This window comes from Paracraurococcus lichenis (genome assembly GCF_030657435.1).
Taxonomy (GTDB): Bacteria; Pseudomonadota; Alphaproteobacteria; order Acetobacterales; family Acetobacteraceae; genus Paracraurococcus; species Paracraurococcus lichenis.
Genome location: NZ_JAUTWS010000055.1, coordinates 14,224 through 33,885 on the forward strand (window position 1 = coordinate 14,224; position 19,662 = coordinate 33,885).

The 19,662-nt window shown below is 68.0% G+C and carries 19 protein-coding genes and 2 pseudogenes; 4 read left to right on the forward strand and 17 right to left on the reverse strand.

Translation table 11 applies throughout. From position 1 onward, the window contains the following. Positions 1–282: 282 nt before the first annotated feature. Together Q7A36_RS30450 and Q7A36_RS41710 are read right to left on the reverse strand one after the other, a co-directional pair. Positions 283–852, reverse strand: coding sequence for an IS1595 family transposase (locus tag Q7A36_RS30450; protein ID WP_370655727.1), 570 nt, complete (start codon positions 850–852; stop codon positions 283–285). A 232-nt stretch (positions 853–1,084) separates the two neighbouring features. After that, positions 1,085–1,243, reverse strand: a pseudogene (locus Q7A36_RS41710) (transposase); the annotation flags it as partial. A gap of 337 nt (positions 1,244–1,580) precedes the next feature. Here Q7A36_RS41710 and Q7A36_RS30460 point away from each other — a divergent pair. Continuing rightward, the gene (locus Q7A36_RS30460; RefSeq protein WP_305107552.1) at positions 1,581–1,970 is read left to right on the forward strand and encodes a DUF6152 family protein; all 390 of its coding nucleotides are present in this window, start codon (positions 1,581–1,583) and stop codon (positions 1,968–1,970) included. A gap of 11 nt (positions 1,971–1,981) precedes the next feature. Next, positions 1,982–2,455 (forward strand): DUF6644 family protein, encoded by a 474-nt coding sequence (locus Q7A36_RS30465; protein WP_305107553.1) that lies wholly within the window; start codon positions 1,982–1,984, stop codon positions 2,453–2,455. Between the two features lie 199 nt (positions 2,456–2,654). Here the strand turns inward: Q7A36_RS30465 and Q7A36_RS30470 are convergent, their stop codons facing one another. The 4 genes and pseudogenes from Q7A36_RS30470 to Q7A36_RS30485 all read right to left on the reverse strand — a co-directional run bounded on the left by Q7A36_RS30470 (position 2,655) and on the right by Q7A36_RS30485 (position 4,403). Then, the gene (locus Q7A36_RS30470; protein ID WP_305107554.1) at positions 2,655–3,632 is read right to left on the reverse strand and encodes an aldose epimerase family protein; all 978 of its coding nucleotides are present in this window, start codon (positions 3,630–3,632) and stop codon (positions 2,655–2,657) included. Positions 3,633–3,702: 70 nt separating this feature from the next. Beyond that, positions 3,703–4,002 (reverse strand): annotated as a pseudogene (locus Q7A36_RS30475) (SDR family NAD(P)-dependent oxidoreductase); the annotation flags it as partial. After that, on the reverse strand, positions 3,999–4,175 hold the full coding sequence (locus tag Q7A36_RS30480) for an SDR family NAD(P)-dependent oxidoreductase (RefSeq protein WP_305107555.1): 177 nt from the start codon (positions 4,173–4,175) through the stop codon (positions 3,999–4,001). The gene Q7A36_RS30480 and the pseudogene Q7A36_RS30475, both read right to left, overlap by 4 nt. 54 nt (positions 4,176–4,229) lie before the next feature. Further along, on the reverse strand, positions 4,230–4,403 hold the full coding sequence (locus tag Q7A36_RS30485) for a hypothetical protein (protein WP_305107556.1): 174 nt from the start codon (positions 4,401–4,403) through the stop codon (positions 4,230–4,232). Between the two features lie 85 nt (positions 4,404–4,488). On the opposite strand from Q7A36_RS30485, the gene Q7A36_RS30490 reads away from it, so the two are divergent. Further along, the gene (locus tag Q7A36_RS30490; protein ID WP_305107557.1) at positions 4,489–5,361 is read left to right on the forward strand and encodes an SMP-30/gluconolactonase/LRE family protein; all 873 of its coding nucleotides are present in this window, start codon (positions 4,489–4,491) and stop codon (positions 5,359–5,361) included. Between the two features lie 31 nt (positions 5,362–5,392). Here Q7A36_RS30490 and arfA read toward each other — a convergent pair whose 3' ends face one another. The 7 genes from arfA to Q7A36_RS30525 form a co-directional block, all read right to left on the reverse strand. Continuing rightward, positions 5,393–6,943 carry an arabinosylfuranosidase ArfA gene (arfA, locus tag Q7A36_RS30495; protein WP_305107558.1) on the reverse strand — a complete coding sequence of 517 codons (1,551 nt, stop codon included), beginning with the start codon at positions 6,941–6,943 and terminating at the stop codon, positions 5,393–5,395. A 13-nt stretch (positions 6,944–6,956) separates the two neighbouring features. Further along, positions 6,957–7,790: an ABC transporter ATP-binding protein gene (locus tag Q7A36_RS30500; protein WP_305107559.1), complete on the reverse strand. Its 834-nt coding sequence runs from the start codon at positions 7,788–7,790 to the stop codon at positions 6,957–6,959. Then, positions 7,787–8,830 (reverse strand): ABC transporter ATP-binding protein, encoded by a 1,044-nt coding sequence (locus Q7A36_RS30505; protein ID WP_305107560.1) that lies wholly within the window; start codon positions 8,828–8,830, stop codon positions 7,787–7,789. The genes Q7A36_RS30500 and Q7A36_RS30505 overlap by 4 nt, the downstream gene beginning before the upstream one ends. After that, positions 8,830–9,696 carry an ABC transporter permease gene (locus Q7A36_RS30510; protein WP_305107561.1) on the reverse strand — a complete coding sequence of 289 codons (867 nt, stop codon included), beginning with the start codon at positions 9,694–9,696 and terminating at the stop codon, positions 8,830–8,832. Before Q7A36_RS30510 ends, Q7A36_RS30505 begins: the two co-directional genes overlap by 1 nt. After that, the gene (locus Q7A36_RS30515) at positions 9,696–10,712 is read right to left on the reverse strand and encodes an ABC transporter permease (RefSeq protein ID WP_305107562.1); all 1,017 of its coding nucleotides are present in this window, start codon (positions 10,710–10,712) and stop codon (positions 9,696–9,698) included. Before Q7A36_RS30515 ends, Q7A36_RS30510 begins: the two co-directional genes overlap by 1 nt. Positions 10,713–10,722: 10 nt before the next feature. Beyond that, positions 10,723–12,618, reverse strand: coding sequence for an ABC transporter substrate-binding protein (locus Q7A36_RS30520; RefSeq protein WP_305107563.1), 1,896 nt, complete (start codon positions 12,616–12,618; stop codon positions 10,723–10,725). A gap of 118 nt (positions 12,619–12,736) precedes the next feature. Further along, positions 12,737–13,687, reverse strand: coding sequence for an ArsR/SmtB family transcription factor (locus tag Q7A36_RS30525; RefSeq protein ID WP_305107564.1), 951 nt, complete (start codon positions 13,685–13,687; stop codon positions 12,737–12,739). Between the two features lie 234 nt (positions 13,688–13,921). Here Q7A36_RS30525 and Q7A36_RS30530 point away from each other — a divergent pair, with 234 nt between their 5' ends. Further along, positions 13,922–15,025, forward strand: coding sequence for an AbrB family transcriptional regulator (locus tag Q7A36_RS30530; RefSeq protein ID WP_305107565.1), 1,104 nt, complete (start codon positions 13,922–13,924; stop codon positions 15,023–15,025). A gap of 122 nt (positions 15,026–15,147) precedes the next feature. Here the strand turns inward: Q7A36_RS30530 and Q7A36_RS30535 are convergent, their stop codons facing one another. The 4 genes from Q7A36_RS30535 to Q7A36_RS30550 all read right to left on the reverse strand — a co-directional run bounded on the left by Q7A36_RS30535 (position 15,148) and on the right by Q7A36_RS30550 (position 19,381). Then, positions 15,148–16,323, reverse strand: coding sequence for an alpha/beta fold hydrolase (locus tag Q7A36_RS30535; protein ID WP_305107566.1), 1,176 nt, complete (start codon positions 16,321–16,323; stop codon positions 15,148–15,150). Continuing rightward, complete coding sequence (locus Q7A36_RS30540; RefSeq protein WP_305107567.1) at positions 16,320–17,141, reverse strand: segregation and condensation protein A; 822 nt, start codon at positions 17,139–17,141, stop codon at positions 16,320–16,322. Before Q7A36_RS30540 ends, Q7A36_RS30535 begins: the two co-directional genes overlap by 4 nt. Further along, complete coding sequence (locus Q7A36_RS30545; RefSeq protein ID WP_305107568.1) at positions 17,131–17,769, reverse strand: hypothetical protein; 639 nt, start codon at positions 17,767–17,769, stop codon at positions 17,131–17,133. Before Q7A36_RS30545 ends, Q7A36_RS30540 begins: the two co-directional genes overlap by 11 nt. 229 nt (positions 17,770–17,998) lie before the next feature. After that, positions 17,999–19,381: a hypothetical protein gene (locus Q7A36_RS30550; RefSeq protein ID WP_305107569.1), complete on the reverse strand. Its 1,383-nt coding sequence runs from the start codon at positions 19,379–19,381 to the stop codon at positions 17,999–18,001. Positions 19,382–19,662 lie beyond the last annotated feature (281 nt).

Below are 19,662 nucleotides of genomic sequence, written 5' to 3' on the forward strand. Positions count from 1 at the left end.
GAGGCTCACGTTCGGCTTGGACGCAAGCCGCATTCTTCAGAGCCGTCGCCGCAGTGATAGCGCAAATTGAAGGACACGAGTGGAGAAACTCTGGGTAAGTGATGGCATTGGGGAGGTCACCGGTCAGCCTGATACAACCGGTCTTATGTGAGCCGCATTGAGTTTGCTGCAGGTTGCCGTGATTGAGTCACTCCTCTGGAGCGGACGTCCAGTGCGCATCCGCCCTTGCCGTAACGTCTGAGGCTCTTGTCGGGATCCGGGGTGACGGCGCGGAGGGGCATGTCAGGCCACCAGTGCGGCGACGAGTTGCCCGAGGAGGGCTCTGCCGCGGCGGCGCGCGTTATGCACAAACGCGAAGAAAGTGAGGTAGAGCGGCAGCTTCTCCTGGGAGATGCCCCGGTGCGGCCGCAGCCACGACCGCAGGAGCGACCACACCCCCTCCATGGTGTTGACGTGCACCTCGCAAAAGCCGTCGCCATCATCGTCGCGGGCGTACTCGCCATGAGCGTGGCAGACCGTCTGGTGCCCATAGCTCCAAGCCTCGAGGCGGGCGTAGATGTCATACTCGTCGGTGTAGACCTGGCTTCCCGGGGCGACCGTGGCGGTGATGATCGGCTGGATCGTCCGCTGCTGCACATTGGGCAGCATGCGCATGACCAGCTGGCCGCCACGCTGGATCAACCCGAGGATTGGTGGTTTGTGCCGCGTCCCGGCGCACCCGCCAGGCGGCGCCGGCGCCCGAGCCGCCCCTTTTTGCGACCGCAGCAGGCTGGCCTTTGTGGCCGGCCACGACGTAGACCTCGTCCACCTCGACGTCGCCCTCCAGCCGCACGGGCGGGGTCTTGGCGGCAAAGCCGCTGCGCAGCTGCTCCGTCATGATCTGCATGTCCGAGACAGACAGGCCCAGTTCCGCGGCGATCTGTCGGTTCGACAGGTTCAGGCCCATGAAGGTGAGGCACAGCGCCCAGACACGCAGGGGCTGGTGATGCCCGGCCAGGACCGTGCCGGTCAGGTGATCGAAGCGCTTGCCGCAGGCATTGCACCGGTAGCGCTGGCGATGTGGCTGGCTATCATCATGGCCATCGCGCACCACCGCCTTGCTGTCGCAGCCATGACACTGCACCTGCTCCGGCCACCGATGCTGCCGCACCATGGCGAAGCACTTGGCGTCGTCCAGCAAAGTTGACCAGCTCTGCGCCGACCATGACAGGGCCTCCAGCACCGGACCGCACCCGTCCCGCATCCCATCAGATCCCGGTCAGGCCGGCCAGTCCTCCATCTCCCCGGATCCCGACAAGGGCCACTTTTGTTCCGAAAAAGGGGGGATCCTACACGCGGGTGGCTGGGAAGCGGTATCCGCGGTGGGTGCTGGGCTCGGTCGCCATCCCATCAACCTGCCGCAACCACTTCGTTGCGGTTAGAGACCACAAACTTGGCATCACCAGCACACCTTGTGGCGCGGTGGCGACGGGCTGGTACGGAGTGCCGGCTTGGCTGACGCCCCGGCTGCACGTCGGAGGTCGACAAATGCGCGCCGCGGCCCAATTTCTCTGTATCCAAGCAGCGAACGGGAGGGCAGCATGGGCGCGCATCGATTCATGGATGCGGTGGGAGCAGGCCTCCTTGCCGTGTTGCTGGGCGCCTCAAGCGCTGCCGCTCACCATGGCTGGTCGTGGGCCGAGGGCGAGCAGAGTGAGTTGCGCGGGACGGTGCGCGAGGTTTACGTCGGCTACCCCCACCCCACGCTGCGGGTCGAGACGCCCACCGACGGGATCTGGACGGTAGAGCTGTCCAACCCTGGTCAGACGGCAAGGGCCGGGTTCTCCGATGCGTCGGCGCGGGCTGGTGACCGGGTCGTCGCCATCGGGAACCGCTCCCTGACCCAAGGCGAGCGGCGAATGAAGGCGGTGCGAATTACAGTCGGCGAGAGAACCTACGACATTTATCCCGATCGCATCCGGGACAACTGAGCGTCCTCGCTTTGGAAGCGCTGCAAGCTTTGTCGGAATGGTCGGTCGCGGCTTCGCTGCGTCAGTCCAGGATCGCCTACCCGTTGGCGAACGCGGCACATATCGCATCGATCGGCATGCTGCTCGGATCTATTGTGACGTTGGATCTCCGGCTGCTCGGGCTGTTTCGGGACCATTCGCTTGCGGATCTCGGACCACCTCTCTGGCGGGTCGCCACTTGCGGCCTCGTCCTCGCGTTGGCGACGGGTTTCCTGCTGTTCAGCACACGGCCGCTGACCTACGCGGCGAACCCTGCGTTCCTCGCCAAACTCGGCTTGATCGGGCTCGGCATGCTCAATGTCCTCACGCTGCGCTACAACCGCCATTGGCGCCAGACCATCGCCGGCGCTGGGGTGCATGGCTCGGTGCGGGTTGCGGCCTTTGTCTCGATGGTCGTCTGGCTTGGGGCGGTGGTCGCAGGGCGATGGATCGGCTTCCTCCAATAGCGTGTGGCCACATCGCCGAGCGGAAAGCCAACGTCCGCACGACGGCGAATTACGCCGCCAGTTCAGTGACCAGATGCTGCAGGCACCATAGGCCTCGGACATCCACACCAGATCGGACATGCCCACCCGCCGGTCAAATGACCGTCAGATCAAGTCCATACTTCTACAGGTGAAAGCGAACCACATCACCGCAGGCTGATCACTCGGCAAGAAAGCGGTGCAGCGTGGCCGAGCGGAACACCTCGCCCGGCCGCAGCACCGTCGAGGGAAAGGCAAGCAGGTTTGGCGAATTCGGGAAATGCTGGGTCTCCAGGCAGAGGCCATCGCCCTGCCGGTAGGGACGCGCGGATGAGCCGACCAGCGTGCCGTCCAGGAAGTTGCCACTATAGAATTGCAGCCCGGGCTGGTCGGTGTGGATCTCCATCACCCGTCCGGAGAGCGGGTCGCGCAGCCGGGCGGCAAGGCCGAACTCGCCCGGCGCCTTGTCCAGCACCCAGTTATGGTCATAGCCACGGGCCGCGAGGAGCTGCGGATGCCCCTCCCGCAGCCGGGCGCCGATCGGCGTCGGCCGGGTAAAGTCGAAGGGCGTGCCGGCGACCGGGTCGAGGGCGCCTGTCGGGATGAGCGTGGCGTCAACCGGTGTGTAGGCCCTGGCATTCAGCCGCAGTTCGTGTCCCTCGATGGAACCGCGGCCTTCGCCCGCCAGGTTGAAGTAGCCATGGCTGGTGAGGTTGAGCACCGTCAGGCGGTCCGTACGCGCCTCGTAGTCGATCCGGAACTCGTCGGTCTCGGTCAGCGTGTAGGTCACGCGGACATCGAGGGTGCCGGGATAGCCCTCCTCCCCCTCCGGGCTTTGGCGGGTCAGGGCAACCGCAAGCCCCTGCTGGGAAGGTATCGCCTCGGCCGACCAGACCTGCCGGTCGAAGCCGGCCCTACCGCCATGGAGGGAGTTCGGTCCGTCATTGGCGTTGAGCCGGTAGTCCACGCCGTCCAGCCTGAAGCGCCCTCCAGCAATGCGGTTGCCATAACGGCCGATCAGCGCACCGAAATACGGGCTGTGCGTGACATAATCCTCCAGCCGCGGCAGGCCGAGGACGACGTTGTCCAGGTGCCCAACCCGGTCGGGAACTCGCAGCGCGGCGACGATGCCGCCATAGGTCTTGCATGTGATGCTCATTGGCATAGACCCAGCCTCCATCGACGATGTAGCACTGTTTCGTCATAGCGCCGCTGTCCTCCGCCGCCAGGAACAGCCCGAGACGGGTGACGTCGTCCGCATCGAGCTTTCGCTTCAGGCACTGGCGAGCCATCAGCTCCCGCTCGCCTTCAGGCGGCAGCCAGTGCTGCGCCTGGCGCTCGGTAATGATCCAGCCGGGGGCGACGGAATTGACCCTGAAGCGGTCCGGCTCCCAGTCGCGGGCGAAGGGGCTGGTCAGGCCGAGCACCGCCGATTTCGCTGCCCTATAGGCCGCCATTCCGCCCTGCCCGATCATCCAGGAGACCGAGCCCATATTGACGATGGAGCCCCCGCCCGCCGCGCGTATCATTGGGTGGACGGCCTCCACCGCGAAGAATGATGGCGAAGATTCACCGCAAAGCGCTCGTCCCAATACTCGGGCGCCACCGTTTCAGCTGGATGGCGGTCGTCGCGGGTGGCGTTGTTGACCAGCACGCTGACGGGCCCGTGCATCGCTGCCGCATCCTCGATCGCCGCACGCATCGCCGCGATATCGCGCAGGTCGCAGGGGAGGAAGAGCGGTGTGGGCGGCCCCTCCTACACCAGCCTCGCAAACAGGGCCTCGCTCGCCGCGCGGTCGATGTCGAGGAAGGCGACGCGGCTGCCCTGTTCGCAGAAACGGCGGACGATTTGCGCGCCGGTGTCGGAGCCGCCGCCAGTTGCGGTGGCGGATCGACCAGCCAGGCTGCGATAGCAGGCCCAGGCGGGCATCGGTTATCTCCCTTTGGTGTTGACGTTGCCGCAGCGGCGCTGGGCTGCCACCTTGCGCCGCAAGCATGACGCGGAGGGACGTCGCATGGCGGCGAGGATCGCGGTAGCGGCAGGCAACACGCTCGGTGAGGGGCCGCACTGGGACGCTGCAGCCGTCGCACTGTACTGGGTAGATATTGTCGAGCGGCAGGTCTGGCGCTGGCACCCCGCAAGTGACGCACGGTGCGTCTGGCCGCTGCCGGAAAGCGTCTCCGCTGTTTTCCCGCGGCGCGGCGGCGGGCTGCTGGTGACGCTGGCAAGCGGCATCGCCTTCCTGTCGGAGCATGGTGCGGTGGAACGCTGGGTGGCTCCCGACCCGGTTGCGGGCAACCGTGCCAATGACGCACGCTGCGACGCGGCGGGCCGGCTCTGGCTCGGCACCATGCAGAACAATATCGGCCCCCAGAAGGAGGACCTGCCGGTGACGCGCGCCACCGGCGGGCTGTTCCGCATCGACCCGGACGGCACCGTCACGCGCTGGGCGGAGGGGGTGGGCATCACCAATGCCCTGGCCTTCTCGCCCGATGGCAAGCGGCTCACCTTCGCCGACAGCGAGGCCAACCGCATCGACATCTTCGATGTCGATCCGGCCAGCGGCACGCTCGCCAACCGCCGCCGCTTCGTCGAGGGCGGGCCCGGCGTGCCGGACGGCGGCACCATGGATGCCGAGGGCTGCCTGTGGAATGCCCGCTTCGGCGCGAGCCGGCTGATCCGCTACCGCCCCGACGGCAGCGTCGAGCGCGAGGTGCCGCTGCCCTGCGCGCAGCCCACCTCCTGCGTCTTCGGCGGGCCGGATTTGCGGACGCTCTACATCACCTCGGCCCGTGTCGGCATGGCGCAGCCCGGCCCGGCGGACGGCGCGCTGCTCGAGCTCGCCGTCGATGTGCCGGGCCTGCAAGCGCACCCCTTCGCCGGGTAGCGCCCCGCGACGCTTCGGTCGCCCGGCCGCCTCAGCTTGCGGCACGCAGGCGGATGACGTTCCAGGAGGCCGGCGGCAGCGTGGCGCCGACACGCTCGCCCGCGATCTCCACGCCGCCCAGCCTCACCGGCGCGACGCGGTCCGGTGCCTCCCTGGTGTTCACCGCCTGCGGGTCATCATGGCTGAGTTGGTGCGCGCTCTCGAGCACGAGGCCCTTGAAGCCGCGCGCCACCGTCTCGAAGGGCATCGGCTCGCTCAGGTGGCGGTTGAGGGCGAAGATGGTGAGATGGCCACCCGCCGCGTCATGCACGACGGAGAGCTTGCAATAGGGCGTCTCCGGCAGCGGGAAGCGGTGGTCGTCGGAGCCACGCGGGTCGTAATAGGTCGCGGCATAGGTTGGGCTGTCGAGCCGCGCCTGCAGCACCCGGCCGCGGCCGAGATTGCTGAAGTCGGCAAAGGGAAAAAAGATGGTCTGCCGCCAGGCCGGGCCGCCGTTCTCCGTCATGATCGGCGCGATAGCATTGACGAGCTGCGCCAGGCAGGCCGACTTCACCCGGTCCGCATGATTGAGCAGCGAGATGCAGGCGCCCCCGAAGGCGAGGGCGTCCTCCATGGTGTAAACCTCTTCCAGGATATGCGGCGCGACGGGCCAGCCCGGCTTCACCCGGTCGGCGGCCCGCCGGCGGGTGCGGTACCAGACATTCCACTCGTCGAAGCTCAACATGATCCGCTTGCGCGAGCGGCGGCGCGCCGCGACCGAATCCGCGATCGCCACCACCTCCTCGATGAACCAGTCCATCATGTCTGGGCTGGCGAGGAAAGCGCCGGTGTCCTGGGCGTAGTTGTTCAGATAGGTGTGGAGCGAGATGTAGTCCACATGGTCGAAGGTGTGCTCCAGCACCTTGTCCTCCCAGGCGCCGAAAGTGGCCATGGTGCGAGAGGACGAGCCACAAGCTGACAGCTCGATGGAGGGGTCGAGCCACTTCATCAGCTTCGCCGTCTCGGCGGCGACGCGGCCATATTCCTCGGCAGTCTTGCGCTCCATCTGCCACGGCCCGTCCATCTCGTTGCCGAGGCACCAGAACTTCACGTCATGCGGCTGTTCCCAGCCGTGCGCGCGGCGGAGGTCGGACCAGGCGGTGCCACCGTGATGGTTGCAATATTCCAGCAGGTTGCGCGCGGCATCCGGCCCGCGGGTGCCGAGATTGACCGCCATCATCGGCTCGATGCCGGCGGCGCGGCACCAGTCCATGAACTCGTTGGTGCCGAACTGGTTGGTCTCGGTGGACATCCAGGCGAGGTCGAGGCGACGCGGCCGCTGCTCAACCGGGCCGACGCCGTCTTCCCAATTGTAGCCCGACACGAAATTGCCGCCGGGGTAGCGCATGATGGTTGGCGCGAGCTCCTTCACCAGCGCCAGGACATCACCGCGGAAGCCGCGTGCATCTGCCGTCGGGTGGCCCGGCTCGTAGATGCCGCCATAGACGCAGCGGCCGAGATGCTCGACGAAGGCGCCGAAGAGCCGGCGGTCGGTCTCGCCGATCGCGAAGTCACGGTCGACCAGGGCCTCTACCTTGCGCATGGGTTTCCTCGTGTCAGGGAATTGCGTGGGACCGAAGGGCATCGCCGGCCCAGGCGCCGTCGATGGACAGCACCGAATCCTTCAGCAGTTTGGAATAGGGATGCCGCGGCACTGTCAGCACCTGCTCGGCCGCGCCGCTCTCCACCACCTCGCCCTGCCGCATGACAATGACGCGGTCGCTGACGTAATAGGCAGTGGCGAGGTCGTGGGTGATGTAGATGATTGAGACGCGCAGTTCGTCCCGCAGCGTACGGAAGAGGTTGGTCACCGTCATGCGCAGCGAGGCGTCGATCATCGAGACCGGCTCGTCCGCCACGATTAGCGCCGGGCGCGGGATCAGGGCGCGGGCGATGGCAGTGCGCTGCAGCTGCCCGCCCGAGAGCTCGTGCGGGAAGCGGCCTTTGACCTCGGCCAGCGAAAGCCCGACCTGGTGCAGCGCCTCGTCGGCCATGGCCTCGGCCGCCACCCGCGTCGCGGCGCCGCGGAAGCGGGCGGCGGCGGCGTAGAGATAACGGTCCACGCGCTTCAGCGGGTTGAAGGCCTCGAAGGGATTTTGGAAGATCGGCTGGACGTGCCGCATGAAGTCCAGCCGGTCGCGGCGGGAGCGGATCTCGCGCAGGTCACGGCCCTGAAAGCGGATAGCGCCCTCGCTCGGTGCGGTCATGGCCAGCACCATGCGAGCCAGGGTGGTCTTGCCGCTGCCGCTCTCGCCGATCACGGCGAAGACCTCTGGCTGCTCCGCCGAAAGCGTGAAGTCCACATCCGCCACGGCGCGAGTGCGGCGGCGGGAGAAGAGGCCACCGCTGAAGCTTCGGCCGACATGGTCCACCTGGAGCAGCGCGGTCATGCCCAGCCTCCGGGTTGCGCGGCATGGCAGGCGACCCGATGGTCAGGTGCGATCGGATCGAGCGGCGGGCTCTCCCGCCGACAGATCTCGCGCACGAGTGGGCAGCGCGGGTGGAAGCGGCACCCGGGCGGCGGCGCGGCCAAGTTGGGTGGCTTGCCTTCCAAACCCGATTTCGGCGCCCGGTCGCCGATGCGCGGCAGGCTGGCGATCAGGTGCCGGGTATAGGGGTGGCGCGGCGCGCGGAAGACGTCTGGCGTGCGGCCTTCCTCGACGATGCGGCCGGCATACATGATGCCTAGCCGGTCCGTAAGGTTAGCGTGCACCGCCATGTCATGCGTGACGAAGAGGACGGAGGAACCGATCTCCCGCTGCACCTCCCGGATCATGCCGAGCACGCCCTTCTGCACCACGACGTCGAGCGCCGTGGTCGGCTCGTCCATGATGACGAAATCGGGACGGCAGACCGTTGCGAGGGCGATGGTGACGCGCTGGCGCATGCCGCCTGAAAGCTCGTGCGGGTAAGCGCCGAGGACGGAGGCGGGCAGGTGCAGCCGCTCCAGATGCGCCTCCACCGTCTGCCAGAAGGCGGGCTCCGCCAGGTCCATATGCGGGAAGGCGAAATCGCGGAAGCTGTGCCGGACCCGGCGCACCGGGTTCAACACGCTCATCGATGCCTGCATGACATAGGAGAGGTTTCGCCATCGGATCGCAACCAGCTCCGCCGGCGCGAGATCATAGAGCGAGCGCTCGCCGATGCCCTTGAAGTCGAAGACCACCGAGCCTCCGACATGGTTCAGAGGCGGCCGGATGGCGCGGGCGATGGTCTTGATCAGGCTGCTCTTGCCCGAGCTACTCTCGCCGGCAAGGCCGTAGATCTCGTCCTTCGCCACGTTCAGGTCGATGCCGTCCACCGCGCGCACCTCGCGCCGCACGCCGAAATGCGCTACCTGGTAGTAGGCGCGGAGGCCGCTGACGGTGAGCGCCGGGCGGCCGGCCGGCGCGGTGGTGGCCATGGGCTCCATGAGTTGCTGCGGGGGCATCAGCCCGCTCCCCCGCCGATGCGTGCGAGGCGGCTGCGCGGGTCGATATACTCATTCATCGAGACCGAGAGCAGGAAGAGACCGATGAAGAGCATCGCCACCAGCGCGACTGGTGCCGCGATCCACCACCAAATGCCGGCGACCATGGCGGTGTGCTGGTTCGCCCAGTAGACCATGCCGCCGATGGTCGGCGTGTTCACATCGGTGAAGCCGAGGACGGAGAGGGTCACCTCCAGACCGATCGACCAGTTCAGGTTGTTCATGGTGGTCGAGAAGACGATGGGCAGGACGTAGGGCAGGTGCTCCTGGAGCACGATCCTCGGCGTGCCCATGCCGGAGAAGACGGCTTGGCGGGTGAACTCCCGCGTCTTCAGGCTCATTGCCACCGAGCGGATCAGCCGCGCGTCGTAAGACCAGCCGAGGCAGGCCATGACGACGGCGAGCAGGCCCCAGGACATGCTGTCCCGCAGCACGAAGTAGAACAGGACCAGGATGGGGAAGAGCGGGACGACGATGAAGGTGTCGTTCACCGACATCAGCACCCGGTCCACAGCGCCACCGAGGTAGCCCGAGAGCAGCCCGACAGTCAAAGACAGCACGCGGCTGATGAGCGCGACGGTGATGCCAAAGAGCAGCGTGTTGCGGGCGGCGACGGTCAGCTGCCAGAACACGTCCTGGCCGCGGGAATTGGTGCCGAGCCAGTACTCGGCCGAGGGCGGCACGTCCGGCGGCACGACGTAGACGTCGAGCGGCGGGTAGGGCGAGACGAAGGACAGCGCGGCCACTACCAGCACGATACCGGTTAGCAGCAGGCCGAGGGCGAATTCCCAATTGGTCCGCAGTAGGTCGCGCAGGATGGCGAGCATCAGTGGCCCCCTTCCGCCGCCTGGACGCGCGGATCGATCAGCGGGTGCAGCAGGTCGATGACCAGTACCGCAGTGGCAACGGTGACTATGGAGATGGTGGCGACGCCGAGCACAAGGCTGTAGTCGCCCTTATGCACAGCCTCGACCAGCAGGGTACCGATGCCGGGGTAGCCGAAGACCTGCTCGGTGATGATAGCACCGTTGAAGATGGCGCCGATCGACATGGCGAGGCCGGTGATTTGCGGCGTGATGGCGTTGCGCATGACATAGGCGACGAGGATCCTCCGCCGCGGCACGCCGGCGAGTTCCGCATAGGTCACGTAGTCGTCCGTCACCACGTTGGAGACGAGAGAGCGCATGCCGAGAAACCAACTGCCGATACCAATCAGCACCAGCGACAGCGCCGGCAGGATGGAATGCCGCAGCACGCTGAGGGCGAAGTCGAGGCTGAAACCCTGCTCCACATTCATCCCAGACCCGCCGCTGATCGGCAGCACCGGCCAGACATAGCCGAATAGGATGAGCAGGACTAAGGCAACGATGTAGTAGGGGATGGGGTGCACGGCCATGGCCAGTAGCCCGACCAGCTTCAGCGCGCGGTTGTGACGGTAATAGCCGGCGAGGCCGCCCAGCAGGTTGCCGATGACCCAGGAGAGCAGGGTCGAGACCAGCAGCAGCCCCACTGTCCAGGGCGCCGCCCGGGCGATCAGCGTCGAGACCAGCGTCGGGAAGGCGGAGAGGGAGGGGCCGAAATCGCCGACCACCACTCGGCCCCAGAAACCGATATACTGCTGCAGCAGCCCGCCCTCCAGCCCGTAGAGCGAGCGCAGCGACCGGCGCATTTCCTCCACCGCCTCCGGGCTGGTGCCGCCAAAGGCGGTGGCCGCGGCCACGGTCTGCTCGACCGGATCGATCGGCGTCGCATGGCTGATCAGGAAGGTGATGTTCACCCCGATGAAGACCACCAGGGTGAACTGCCCGAAGCGCTTCAGCAGGTAACGGGCATAGGCCGGCATGCCGCGCGCCTCAGGCGCGCGACTTCAGGCGGGGGAACATGTAGCGCGAGTTGCCCCAGTTGGTGACGGGATTGGTGTAGGGATCCTCGGCGTTCGGGTAGCCGGTCCAGTACTGCTCGTCCACCGTGGTGAAGACATTGTAGGCCATCAGCGGGATGATCGGCATCTCGCGGACCATCAGCTTCACATAGTCGCGGCCGAGCTCCAGGCTGCGCGGATCGTCGAAGCCGATGGTGCGGATCTGCTCGATGATCCGGTCGAGCTCCGGATTGGCCCAGCGCTGCCAGTTGCGCAGAGGCTGCGGGCTGCCAGCCTTCGCCACGAATTGCGAATGCCAGCTGTCGAGGAAATAGGCGAGGTCGGGATGCCCGCCATAGGTCTCGACGCTCCAGCCAATGAAGGTATCGAAGTCGCCCGCAGCGCGGCGATCGACGAGCGTGCCCTGGGCGACATCGACCTTGGCGTCGATGCCGAACTGCCGCCAGTTCTGCGCGATCATGGTGCCGGCGCGGGTCATCACCGGCCGGCTCTCGCCTTCCACCATGACGCGGATGCTGAAGGGCTTGCCGTCGGGCGTATGCCAGGCGCTGCCCTGCTTGCGGAAGCCAGCGCGCTCCAGCAGTTCTGCCGCGGCCTGCGCGTTGGGCTTCCACCAGCCCATGCCGAAGGACTTGGCGATCTGCTCCGGGTCGGTCGGGATCTGGTCCTTCAGCGTCGGACGCAGCATGTCGGTGATCTGCTTGCCCATGGCGGGATCGTAGGGGCGGAATTTCCGCTTGCCGGTGTCGATCTCGAAGGCCTCGACCCAGCTTTCCAGCGGCGCATGATAGTCCGCCGGGTGCGTCCCGGTCGGCGGCACAGCGATGGCTGAGATGGTCGCCGCGCCGCGGTAGGAGGCCATGGAAACCGCCTTAATGTCGATCAGCAGCGCCAGCGCCCAGCGCACGTCGCGGCTCTGGAAGAGAGGGTTCTGGTTGTTGAAGATCAGCGAGGGCAGCGTCGGGTCGGGATGCGCATAGGGGAAGCGCGGGAACCAGCCCTTTGAGGTCTGCGACTGCCGCGCCAGGGTGAACATCCCCTCCGGCGCCACGTCGTGCACCACGTCCAGATCATGGTTCATCTGGGCGATGACGCGCTTGTCCGGTGGGCCCGGATCGACATAGGCGACATAGCGCGGGCCCGGCATGCCGAAGCGACCGAGCGTGGTGCGCTGCCAGTCCTCACGCCGCTGCCAGATGTACCACTTCCCGTTTGGGTCGAAGCTGTGCAGCGTGTAGGCGCCGAGCGTGACGGGGTTGGCGAAATCGAAGCGGACGGGGTCCTGGACCTTCTCGAAGACGTGCTTCGGCATGATCCAGATGGCGCCCCAGCGAGTAGTGAACTGGGCGTGAAAGCGGGAGTTCGGCTTCTTCAGCGTGAAGGTCACGCTATGCGCGTTGGGCGCAGTCACCTGCGCGACATTCTGCGCCAGCACCGCGCTCCAGCGCATCCCGCGATTGGCGATCTGCGTCTCCACCGTGTGCACGACATCCGCGGAGGTGAAAGGCGTGCCGTCGCTCCAGACGATCCCGTCACGCAGCCGCACCTTCATCTCGGTGAAATCGGCATTGTACTCGGGTGGCGCCGCGGCCAGCGAGTTGTCCCAGGCATGGCCGTCGATGCCGCGCTCCGGGTCGATGTACCAAAGCGTGTCCATAGTTAGCTGGTGCAGGCCCGTGGACTGGCCGCCGGCATTGATGGCCCAGATGTTGAACCAACCGGCGTTGCGGATCGTGCCCTCGGGATTCTCGAGGATCAGCGTCTCCCGCCGCGGTAGGCCGGCGATGACGCCCTGGGCCGAGGCCGGCAGAGCGGCGAGCGACAGCGCAAATGGCGAAAGTAGCGCAGAGCGACGCGTGATCTGCATGGCCGTTTGCTCCCGAGTGTCGGTCCAGCCGACGATTGTCGGGAGGCTAGGCGGGTCCTGTTGGACGCGTCAACGCTAATTCTGATTTAAATCAGAATCGCGGATACAGACAGGCAGCTCACCGGCGCAGGGTCAGCCGCATGACGATGTCCTGATTGTGATTGCCGAAGCCGCGGCCGAAGATATTGATGCCCCCTGGGTTGCGCGCCCCCTCCGCGATGCCGACGCGCAGCCTGATAGAATGGTGGTGGTCCAATTCCAGCGTGCCAAGCGTGACGTCGGAGACCCGCTTGCCGTTGACGAAGCTGCCACGGTCGGTAACCCGCCAGGTGGTCAGGGTGCCGTATTGCGAGCCGCCGAGCTTCCACCAGCCTGGCGTGAAGCGGCTGCGCTTGTCGCCGTAGTCGCCGGGCGAGGTCCAGATGCCGAGGGCGACGCCGTTCACCCAGAGGCTGATGTCCGAGGGCCAGTTCGTGTTGGTACCGGGAACCTCGGAGGAGAGTTCGAGGCTGAACTCCAGGGCTGCGATGGTGGCCTTCAGCACCTTGGCGTTGTTGGGGAACTTGTATTCCACGAAGCCGCGTCCGAACCAGACCAGGGCGGCGCGCATGCGGCTAGGGTCGAGGAAGTAGTCCGGCACGTCGAGCAGCCCGATCACGCTCTCGGCCGAGCAGAGGCCGCAGGGGGCGGTGACCTCATAGCCAGTGTAGAGGCCAATCGGCATGGCCACTTCGACGACGTCCGGCTCCCGTTGGACCGGGCTGCCGTCCAATCGGATGACGATCTCGTCGAAGCGGACCGAGCAGACCTTCTGTTGGCCCTTGCTGGCCCGCTGCGCCTCCGTATGAATGAGGCCGGACTCCTCGAGTACCTGAACATTGGTTGCGACGGTGGATTGCGGCAGTCCCAGCGCCTGGGCGATCCCATTGACGTTCATCGGGCCGCGCTGGCGCAGGATACGCAGGATGTCCAGCCGCACGGGGGAGGCTAGGCCACGCACGGCCTCCGGGTCCGCTTCCGGGACAATGGTGAGGAAGGCGCGTTGGGGCGGCGTCACGGGGCTGTGCATGATCTCCCGGGGCTTCTCGGACTTCTTCAGTAGAACTGAAGCGTATCCGCTTTCTGGGTGCAATCACGCACTTTCCTGTACGCGTCCTCATGTCTCTCGAAGCGGCGTAATCTGACCTTGGCTTTCGCCTCACGGCGTTGTCTCTGGCACGAGTTCTGACAAAGCCGGAGGCCCGCTGCTGCGGGCCAGGAACCAGCGGCGCGCCCCGTCTCGATCAGGAGTCAACCCATCCCCATGCTCCAGCGCGCCGGCCTTCCTTCGCTGCACGGCGTCGGTCAGGGCGTCCGGTGGGTTCTGCTCCTCGTCCTCTCGGTCCTGCTGGTGCTCGTGTTGGAGGCGCTGCATTTGTCCGCCGCCCTGCTCCTCGGACCGATGCTGGCTGCGGTCCTGCTCGCCACGGCGGACGGCGCGGTAAGGGTACCTTCGCCCGCCTTCACCGCGTCTCAGGGAGTGATCGGCTGCATGATCGCGCGGAGCCTCACCACGCCGACCCTGGCCGCCATGCTCGGGGCCTGGCCGGAACTGCTGGTTTCCGTGCCGGCGGTGGTGGCGGCCAGCATGGCGCTGGGCTGGCTGCTCGCCCGCAGGCGCGTGCTGCCGGGCAGCACGGCCATCTGGGGTTCCTTTCCCGGCGCTGCCTCGGTGATGGTGCTGATGGCCGATGCGCACGGCGCGGACGCCCGGCTCGTTGCCTTCATGCAGTACCTGCGGGTGGTGATGGTCGCGGCGGTTGCCTCCGGCGTCGCGCATATCGCAGCCAACCCGACGGCGGCGGCAGCCGACCAGCCCTGGCTCGCCGCGACCTTTCCAGCCGTGGCCTGGGGGCCGCTGCTGGCGACCCTGGCGCTGGCCCTGGGCAGTTCACTGCTGGCGCAGCGGTCGCGGCTGCCGGCCGGGCCGCTGCTGGTGCCGATGGTGCTCGGCATCCTGCTGCAGGATCTCGGCCCGCTGCGGATCGAGTTGCCGCCCTGGCTGCTCGCGGCCTGCTATGCGGTCGTGGGCTGGAGCGTCGGCTTGCGTTTCACCCGCCCGATCCTATTGCATGCGGCCCGCGCCCTGCCGCGGGTGTTCGGCGCGATCCTGGCGTTGCTCCTGGCCTGCGGATGCCTCGCCGCGGGCTTGGTGCTCGCTGCAGGGGTCGATCCGCTGACGGCCTATCTCGCCACCAGCCCGGGTGGGGTGGACTCCATCGCCGTCATCGCGGCGTCCAATCCGGTGGACCTGCCGTTCGTCATGGCCGTGCAGACCGCACGCTTCCTGGCGGTCCTGCTGGCGGGGCCGCACCTTGCACGTCTCGTGGCGGAGCAGACCGGCAAGGCCGCGCCGCCGGGCTCTTGAGCGAGGCGCCGAAACCGGAGCGGGGAAGCAACGCGCCTCGCCCTGACCAACCCTCGACCCGTCCGCCCACCGCGCCGCCGGGCGATCCCAACACCCTCTCCGGAGCGGCTCGCGCCGGGGACTCACTTTCCGGGTACTTCCAGCATGCCGTCGAGGAGGGCTGCGTGGAACCGATCCGGCGCCTGGATCTGGGGCGCATGCCCGAGATCCGGGAACTTAACGAGCCTCGCACGAGGGATCCGCGCCGCAGCCTCCTTGGCGAGAACCGGGTAGTTGCCGAGGCCGGCGCGGACCTCCGGGGGAGCGAGGTCCTTGCCGATCGCCGTGGTGTCGCGCTCGCCGACCATCAGCAGGACGGGCATGGTCAGGCGCTCGAACTCGTAGAACACCGGCTGCGTGAGGATCATGTCGTAGAGCAGGGCCGAGTTCCAGGCGACGAGCTCGCGCCCCGGGCCGCGGTAGATCCCGGCCAGCATCTGCACCCAGGGCTCGTATGCGGCATCCCAGGTTCCGGCGTAGTAGGTGGCCTGCTCATAGCGACGGACCGCATCGGCCGTGGTGTGCAGCTCGCGCTGGTACCACGCGTCCACGCTCTGCCAGGGCACGCCCTTGGCCTTCCAGTCCTCCAGCCCGATCGGGTCGACCAGCACGAGCTGCTCGGCCTCCTGCGGGTACATGAGCCCGTAGCGGACGGCCAGCATCCCGCCTGTCGAATGGCCGATCACCGTCGCGCGGCTGACGCCCAGAGAGGCCAGCAGGGTGCGGGTGTTGGCGGCGAGCTGCTGGAAGCTGTACTGGTAGTGCGCGGGCTTTGTGGATTTGCAGAAGCCAATCTGGTCGGGCGCCACGACGCGGTACCCCGCCCGGGCCAGCACGTCGATCGTGCCCTTCCAGGTCGCAGCGCAGAAGTTCTTGCCATGCAGCAGGACCACCGTGTGGCCGTTCGGTGCCGCAGGCCGCACGTCCATGTAGGCCATCTGGAGCGGCCTGCCCTGGGACTCAAACCGGAAGGTCGAGACTGGGAACGGGTAGTCGAAGCCCTGCAGTTCAGCGCCGTAGACTGGGTCCGGACTGGACGGCGCGGTATCCGCGGCGACCAACGGTGCCGGTGTCAGGGCCAGGGCCGCGATCAGCAAGAGCCTAAGCAGGGAGGTGGAGGCCATGCCCGCTAATGGCCATCGCCCAATCCGGGTTCCCGCGCCGGCCTGAAGAGGGCCGGGCTCGCCGCCACTGGCTGTCTCGGGCCGTGCGGCCACGACAGCTTTGTCAGCGCCCTGCGTCTCGGCTTTCGGCTTCATGCGGCGGCGCTCTCGGCAGCCGAGACGTCCGGCATCGCGCTCGGGCTGACCCGGATCGGCTCGAAGGCCGCGTCCTGTTCCAACACGATGGCGCCGTCGCGGCTGAGCTCAAGGCCGGCAAGCAGCGTGCTGGCCAGGGCGCTGCGCCGCCACAAGGCGGCCCCCTCCTCGGCCGGCGCGGGCGGCAGCAACTGCTCCAGCGGGACACCCTCGGGCAAGCCGGGCAGCAAGGCACGGAGCCGGGCCAGAGCCTCCGGTGCCCGCCAGAGCTGGGGCGGCCGCGGCCGGTACACCCGCTCCCGCAACGGCACCTGCAGCAGCTTGAAGCAAGCCCGCAGCAGCTCGGTCACGTCCGCCGCGGGCTCGGCTGTCGCTTCCGGCTCCGCCGCCCCGCGCGCGAAGACCTCCCGCCCGAGCCGTTGCCGCCGCTCCAGCCAGTCGGCCAAGCGCCGCGCCGCCTCCCGGTCCGCTAGCCGCCGGCGCAGGTCGGCGGCCTCGCGCTCGGCCTCGGCGCTCTCCGGCGTGCCGGCAGGCAGCAGCAGGCGCGAGCGCAGCAGCAGCAGCCAAGCCGCCATGATGGTCCACTCGGCCAGGCGCGACAGCGGCACCGCCCGGCGCAAGATGGCCGTGTCCAGCACCACCACGAACTGCGCGGCCAGGTCAGTGACCGAGATCCGCGCCAGGTCGACCCGCTGCGCCCGGGCGAGCTCAAGCAGCAGGTCGAGCGGGCCTTCCCAGGCCTCGAAGCGCAGCACCGGCGCGCCGCTGTTGCCGACCGCCGCGCGCGGCGCCGCGATGTCCTCCGCCTCAGGGGTCATCGTAAAGCGGCCGGATCTCGATCGAGAGGCCGGGCCAGCGGGTGCGCAGCGCCAGGATGGCGCGCCAGGGCGTCCAGTCGGCCGCCCAGAAGCCCAACCAGAACAGCCCGGGGTCGGGCGGTCGCGGCCTACCCCGGCCTGGCACCGGCAGGTCCACCACGCCGCGCAGCGCCTGCGTGGTGCCCCAGGTGGCCCAGAGCCAAACGCGGCTCTCCGGTGCCTCCGGCCCGAGCCGCAGCAGCCGCGCCGGCACGGGCAGCAGCCGGTGCAGGCAGAGCGGGCAGGCCCGGCTGGCGGCGGCCCGCTCGGCCATCAAGCGCTTGCGTGCCTCGGCAGCATCGCGCAACTGGCCGGCCAGGATGCGGCAGCCCTCCAGGCTGAGGCTGCGCCGGTGCGGCGCGGGTGGCGCGGCCAGGAGGTGGAACCAGTCCTCGGCGGCGCTGCCGGGGCTGTCCGTCCAGGGGATTACCCCGGGGCCGGCCGCCGCGGCCCGGAAGGCCGCGACCGCGGCCGGATCCCCTGTAACCCGCAGGTGGTGGTACAGCCAGTCGGGATGCGGCAGGGCCAGTACCTCGGCTACCGGGCTAAGCTCGCTCCCCTCCCCTGCCTTGTCTGCTGCAGCTGTCACAGCCCGAGCAGCTTGACCGGGCTCTCGGTCAGCAGCTTGGCGCGGCGGACATAGCCGCGCATCGTCTTCAGGTCGCGGTGGCGGGTGTGGGCCATGATCTGCTCGTCCCGTGGGCGTGGTTCAGAATCGGCCAGTTTCGGGTCACACGGGCGCGCGGAGAGCGCCGGCCCGTGAGGGCCGGATGTCGACGTGCGATGTGCTCGGTGCGGGAGGCGTCAGCCTCCGCGCGTCAAGCCCGCCGGGGCTGAAGCGGGCCCAGGCCGAGCAGGGTGAGCCAGTGCGGATGATCCTGGCCGGTCATCAGCTCCCGCGGGCTCTTGCCCTGGCGCTCGGCGTGCCGGCTGCGCAGGAAGCGGCGGTGGTTCAGGAAGAATCGCAGCAGATCCAGGTATGAGCCGCCGAGATGGCGGCGCAAGGTGAAGTAGGTGCGCAGCCGCGAGTTGAGGTTCTCCACGAGGGAGCTGCTGCGCGGCGTGCTGTCCATGGCCCGGCACACGGCGTCGAACAGGATGTGGAACTTGCCTCCCATCCGCGCTCGCAGATCGCTCCACTCCTGCCAATATGCAGGTGAGGTGGTGGGCAGGCGGTGCAGGATGCAGGCTTCCCGCACGACGGGCTCGGGGACGGCGTGAGCGCGTGCGATGGCGGCCAGCTCGGCATCGAGCAGGCCGGCGAAGGCGAGCAGGTGGTCGCGCTGGTTCTGCAGGGCAACGCGCACCGGGCGAATGCGCCGCGGGTCCTCGGCCTCCCTGACCATCAGCTCGGCGACGATGAAGTCGAACAGCTCTCGCCGGGTCGCCAGGCCTGGGCCGGCCAGGGCGAGGATGTCGTGCCGCAGCCAGTGCACGAGCGTTCGCACGTCGCGGGCGAGGCATGACGCCCGCACCTCCGCATGACGGGCCTGCTCGAGCTGGACGCCAACCTTGCCCTCTAGATCCCGCTGACCGGCGCGGCTGATCCCGGCCTGCAGCGCCTTGCGCCGGGACGTGGCGCCCGTGGCAAGGCGCGACAGCGTGTTGGCCAGGCCCTCGCTCCGGCGCTGGATGTGGAACACGTCACCATGGCACGGCGTGTCGCCCCAAGCCGCCTGCTGCCCGGCGCGCAGGCCCCGCCCAGCATCGGCGATGGTGTAGTCGGGTCGCAGTCCCCGCTCGGCGGCGTCGAGCAGGTGCACGCCCCAGGTGTCAGCGTCACGATGCTGCTCCGCCACCAGGAGGTAGCAGTACGTCGACCTGGCATCGACGCCGGCCAGCACAGGCGTGGCGCCCTGGAAGACCTCATCGTGCAAGCCCACCCGAATGCCTGACAGGTCTGGCTCGTCGTTGACCACGCTCGCCTGCCGTGTGGCCGCCTGGGGCACGTCATGGACCTGGCCCAAGCTGATGGGCAGGCCCAGCAGGTCACGCAGGAACTCGACGACGCCGCGATATGAACTGCGGCAGATCAGCGTCAGCCCTACGATGACCTGGCGCAGCCAGGTTTTGGTCACCGCCAGCTCGAACAGCACCTCATCGTCCCGCACGGCGGGCGAGAAGGCCTCGTCCAGCGCCGCGCTGGCCTTCTGCGTCTGCTGGTAGACGAACTTGCGGCTGACCCCGTGCTGGGCGGCCAAGTCGCTGAGCGTCTTGGTGCCGGCCAGGGCCTGGATGGCGAGCTCCTTGCGGCCGCTTTCGGGCAGCCCGACCGCCGCGCCAACACCTCGGTCCATACTCGCCTCACCGATGAAAACCCGAGGGTGCCATCACCCACCCCGGCAGCGCCAACCCAGCCTCGCGTGTGACCCGGTTTCGAACCACGCCTCCTGATGCGCTGTCGCCGGCCGAGCTGAAGGCGCTGCTTGCCGAGCTGCTTGCCAAGCTGGCGGAGCTCGAGCGCACAGTGGCGGCGCAGCGT

Coding starts and splice junctions, on each gene's coding strand:
- Q7A36_RS30460 (WP_305107552.1), top strand. CDS start 1,581: ATGGGCGCGCATCGATTCATGGATGCGGTGGGAGCAGGCCTCCTTGCC.
- Q7A36_RS30470 (WP_305107554.1), bottom strand. CDS start 3,632: ATGAGCATCACATGCAAGACCTATGGCGGCATCGTCGCCGCGCTGCGA.
- Q7A36_RS30480 (WP_305107555.1), bottom strand. CDS start 4,175: ATGCGTGCGGCGATCGAGGATGCGGCAGCGATGCACGGGCCCGTCAGC.
- Q7A36_RS30485 (WP_305107556.1), bottom strand. CDS start 4,403: ATGCCCGCCTGGGCCTGCTATCGCAGCCTGGCTGGTCGATCCGCCACC.
- Q7A36_RS30490 (WP_305107557.1), top strand. CDS start 4,489: ATGGCGGCGAGGATCGCGGTAGCGGCAGGCAACACGCTCGGTGAGGGG.
- arfA (WP_305107558.1), bottom strand. CDS start 6,943: ATGCGCAAGGTAGAGGCCCTGGTCGACCGTGACTTCGCGATCGGCGAG.
- Q7A36_RS30500 (WP_305107559.1), bottom strand. CDS start 7,790: ATGACCGCGCTGCTCCAGGTGGACCATGTCGGCCGAAGCTTCAGCGGT.
- Q7A36_RS30505 (WP_305107560.1), bottom strand. CDS start 8,830: ATGCCCCCGCAGCAACTCATGGAGCCCATGGCCACCACCGCGCCGGCC.
- Q7A36_RS30510 (WP_305107561.1), bottom strand. CDS start 9,696: ATGCTCGCCATCCTGCGCGACCTACTGCGGACCAATTGGGAATTCGCC.
- Q7A36_RS30515 (WP_305107562.1), bottom strand. CDS start 10,712: ATGCCGGCCTATGCCCGTTACCTGCTGAAGCGCTTCGGGCAGTTCACC.
- Q7A36_RS30520 (WP_305107563.1), bottom strand. CDS start 12,618: ATGCAGATCACGCGTCGCTCTGCGCTACTTTCGCCATTTGCGCTGTCG.
- Q7A36_RS30525 (WP_305107564.1), bottom strand. CDS start 13,687: ATGCACAGCCCCGTGACGCCGCCCCAACGCGCCTTCCTCACCATTGTC.
- Q7A36_RS30530 (WP_305107565.1), top strand. CDS start 13,922: ATGCTCCAGCGCGCCGGCCTTCCTTCGCTGCACGGCGTCGGTCAGGGC.
- Q7A36_RS30535 (WP_305107566.1), bottom strand. CDS start 16,323: ATGAAGCCGAAAGCCGAGACGCAGGGCGCTGACAAAGCTGTCGTGGCC.
- Q7A36_RS30540 (WP_305107567.1), bottom strand. CDS start 17,141: ATGACCCCTGAGGCGGAGGACATCGCGGCGCCGCGCGCGGCGGTCGGC.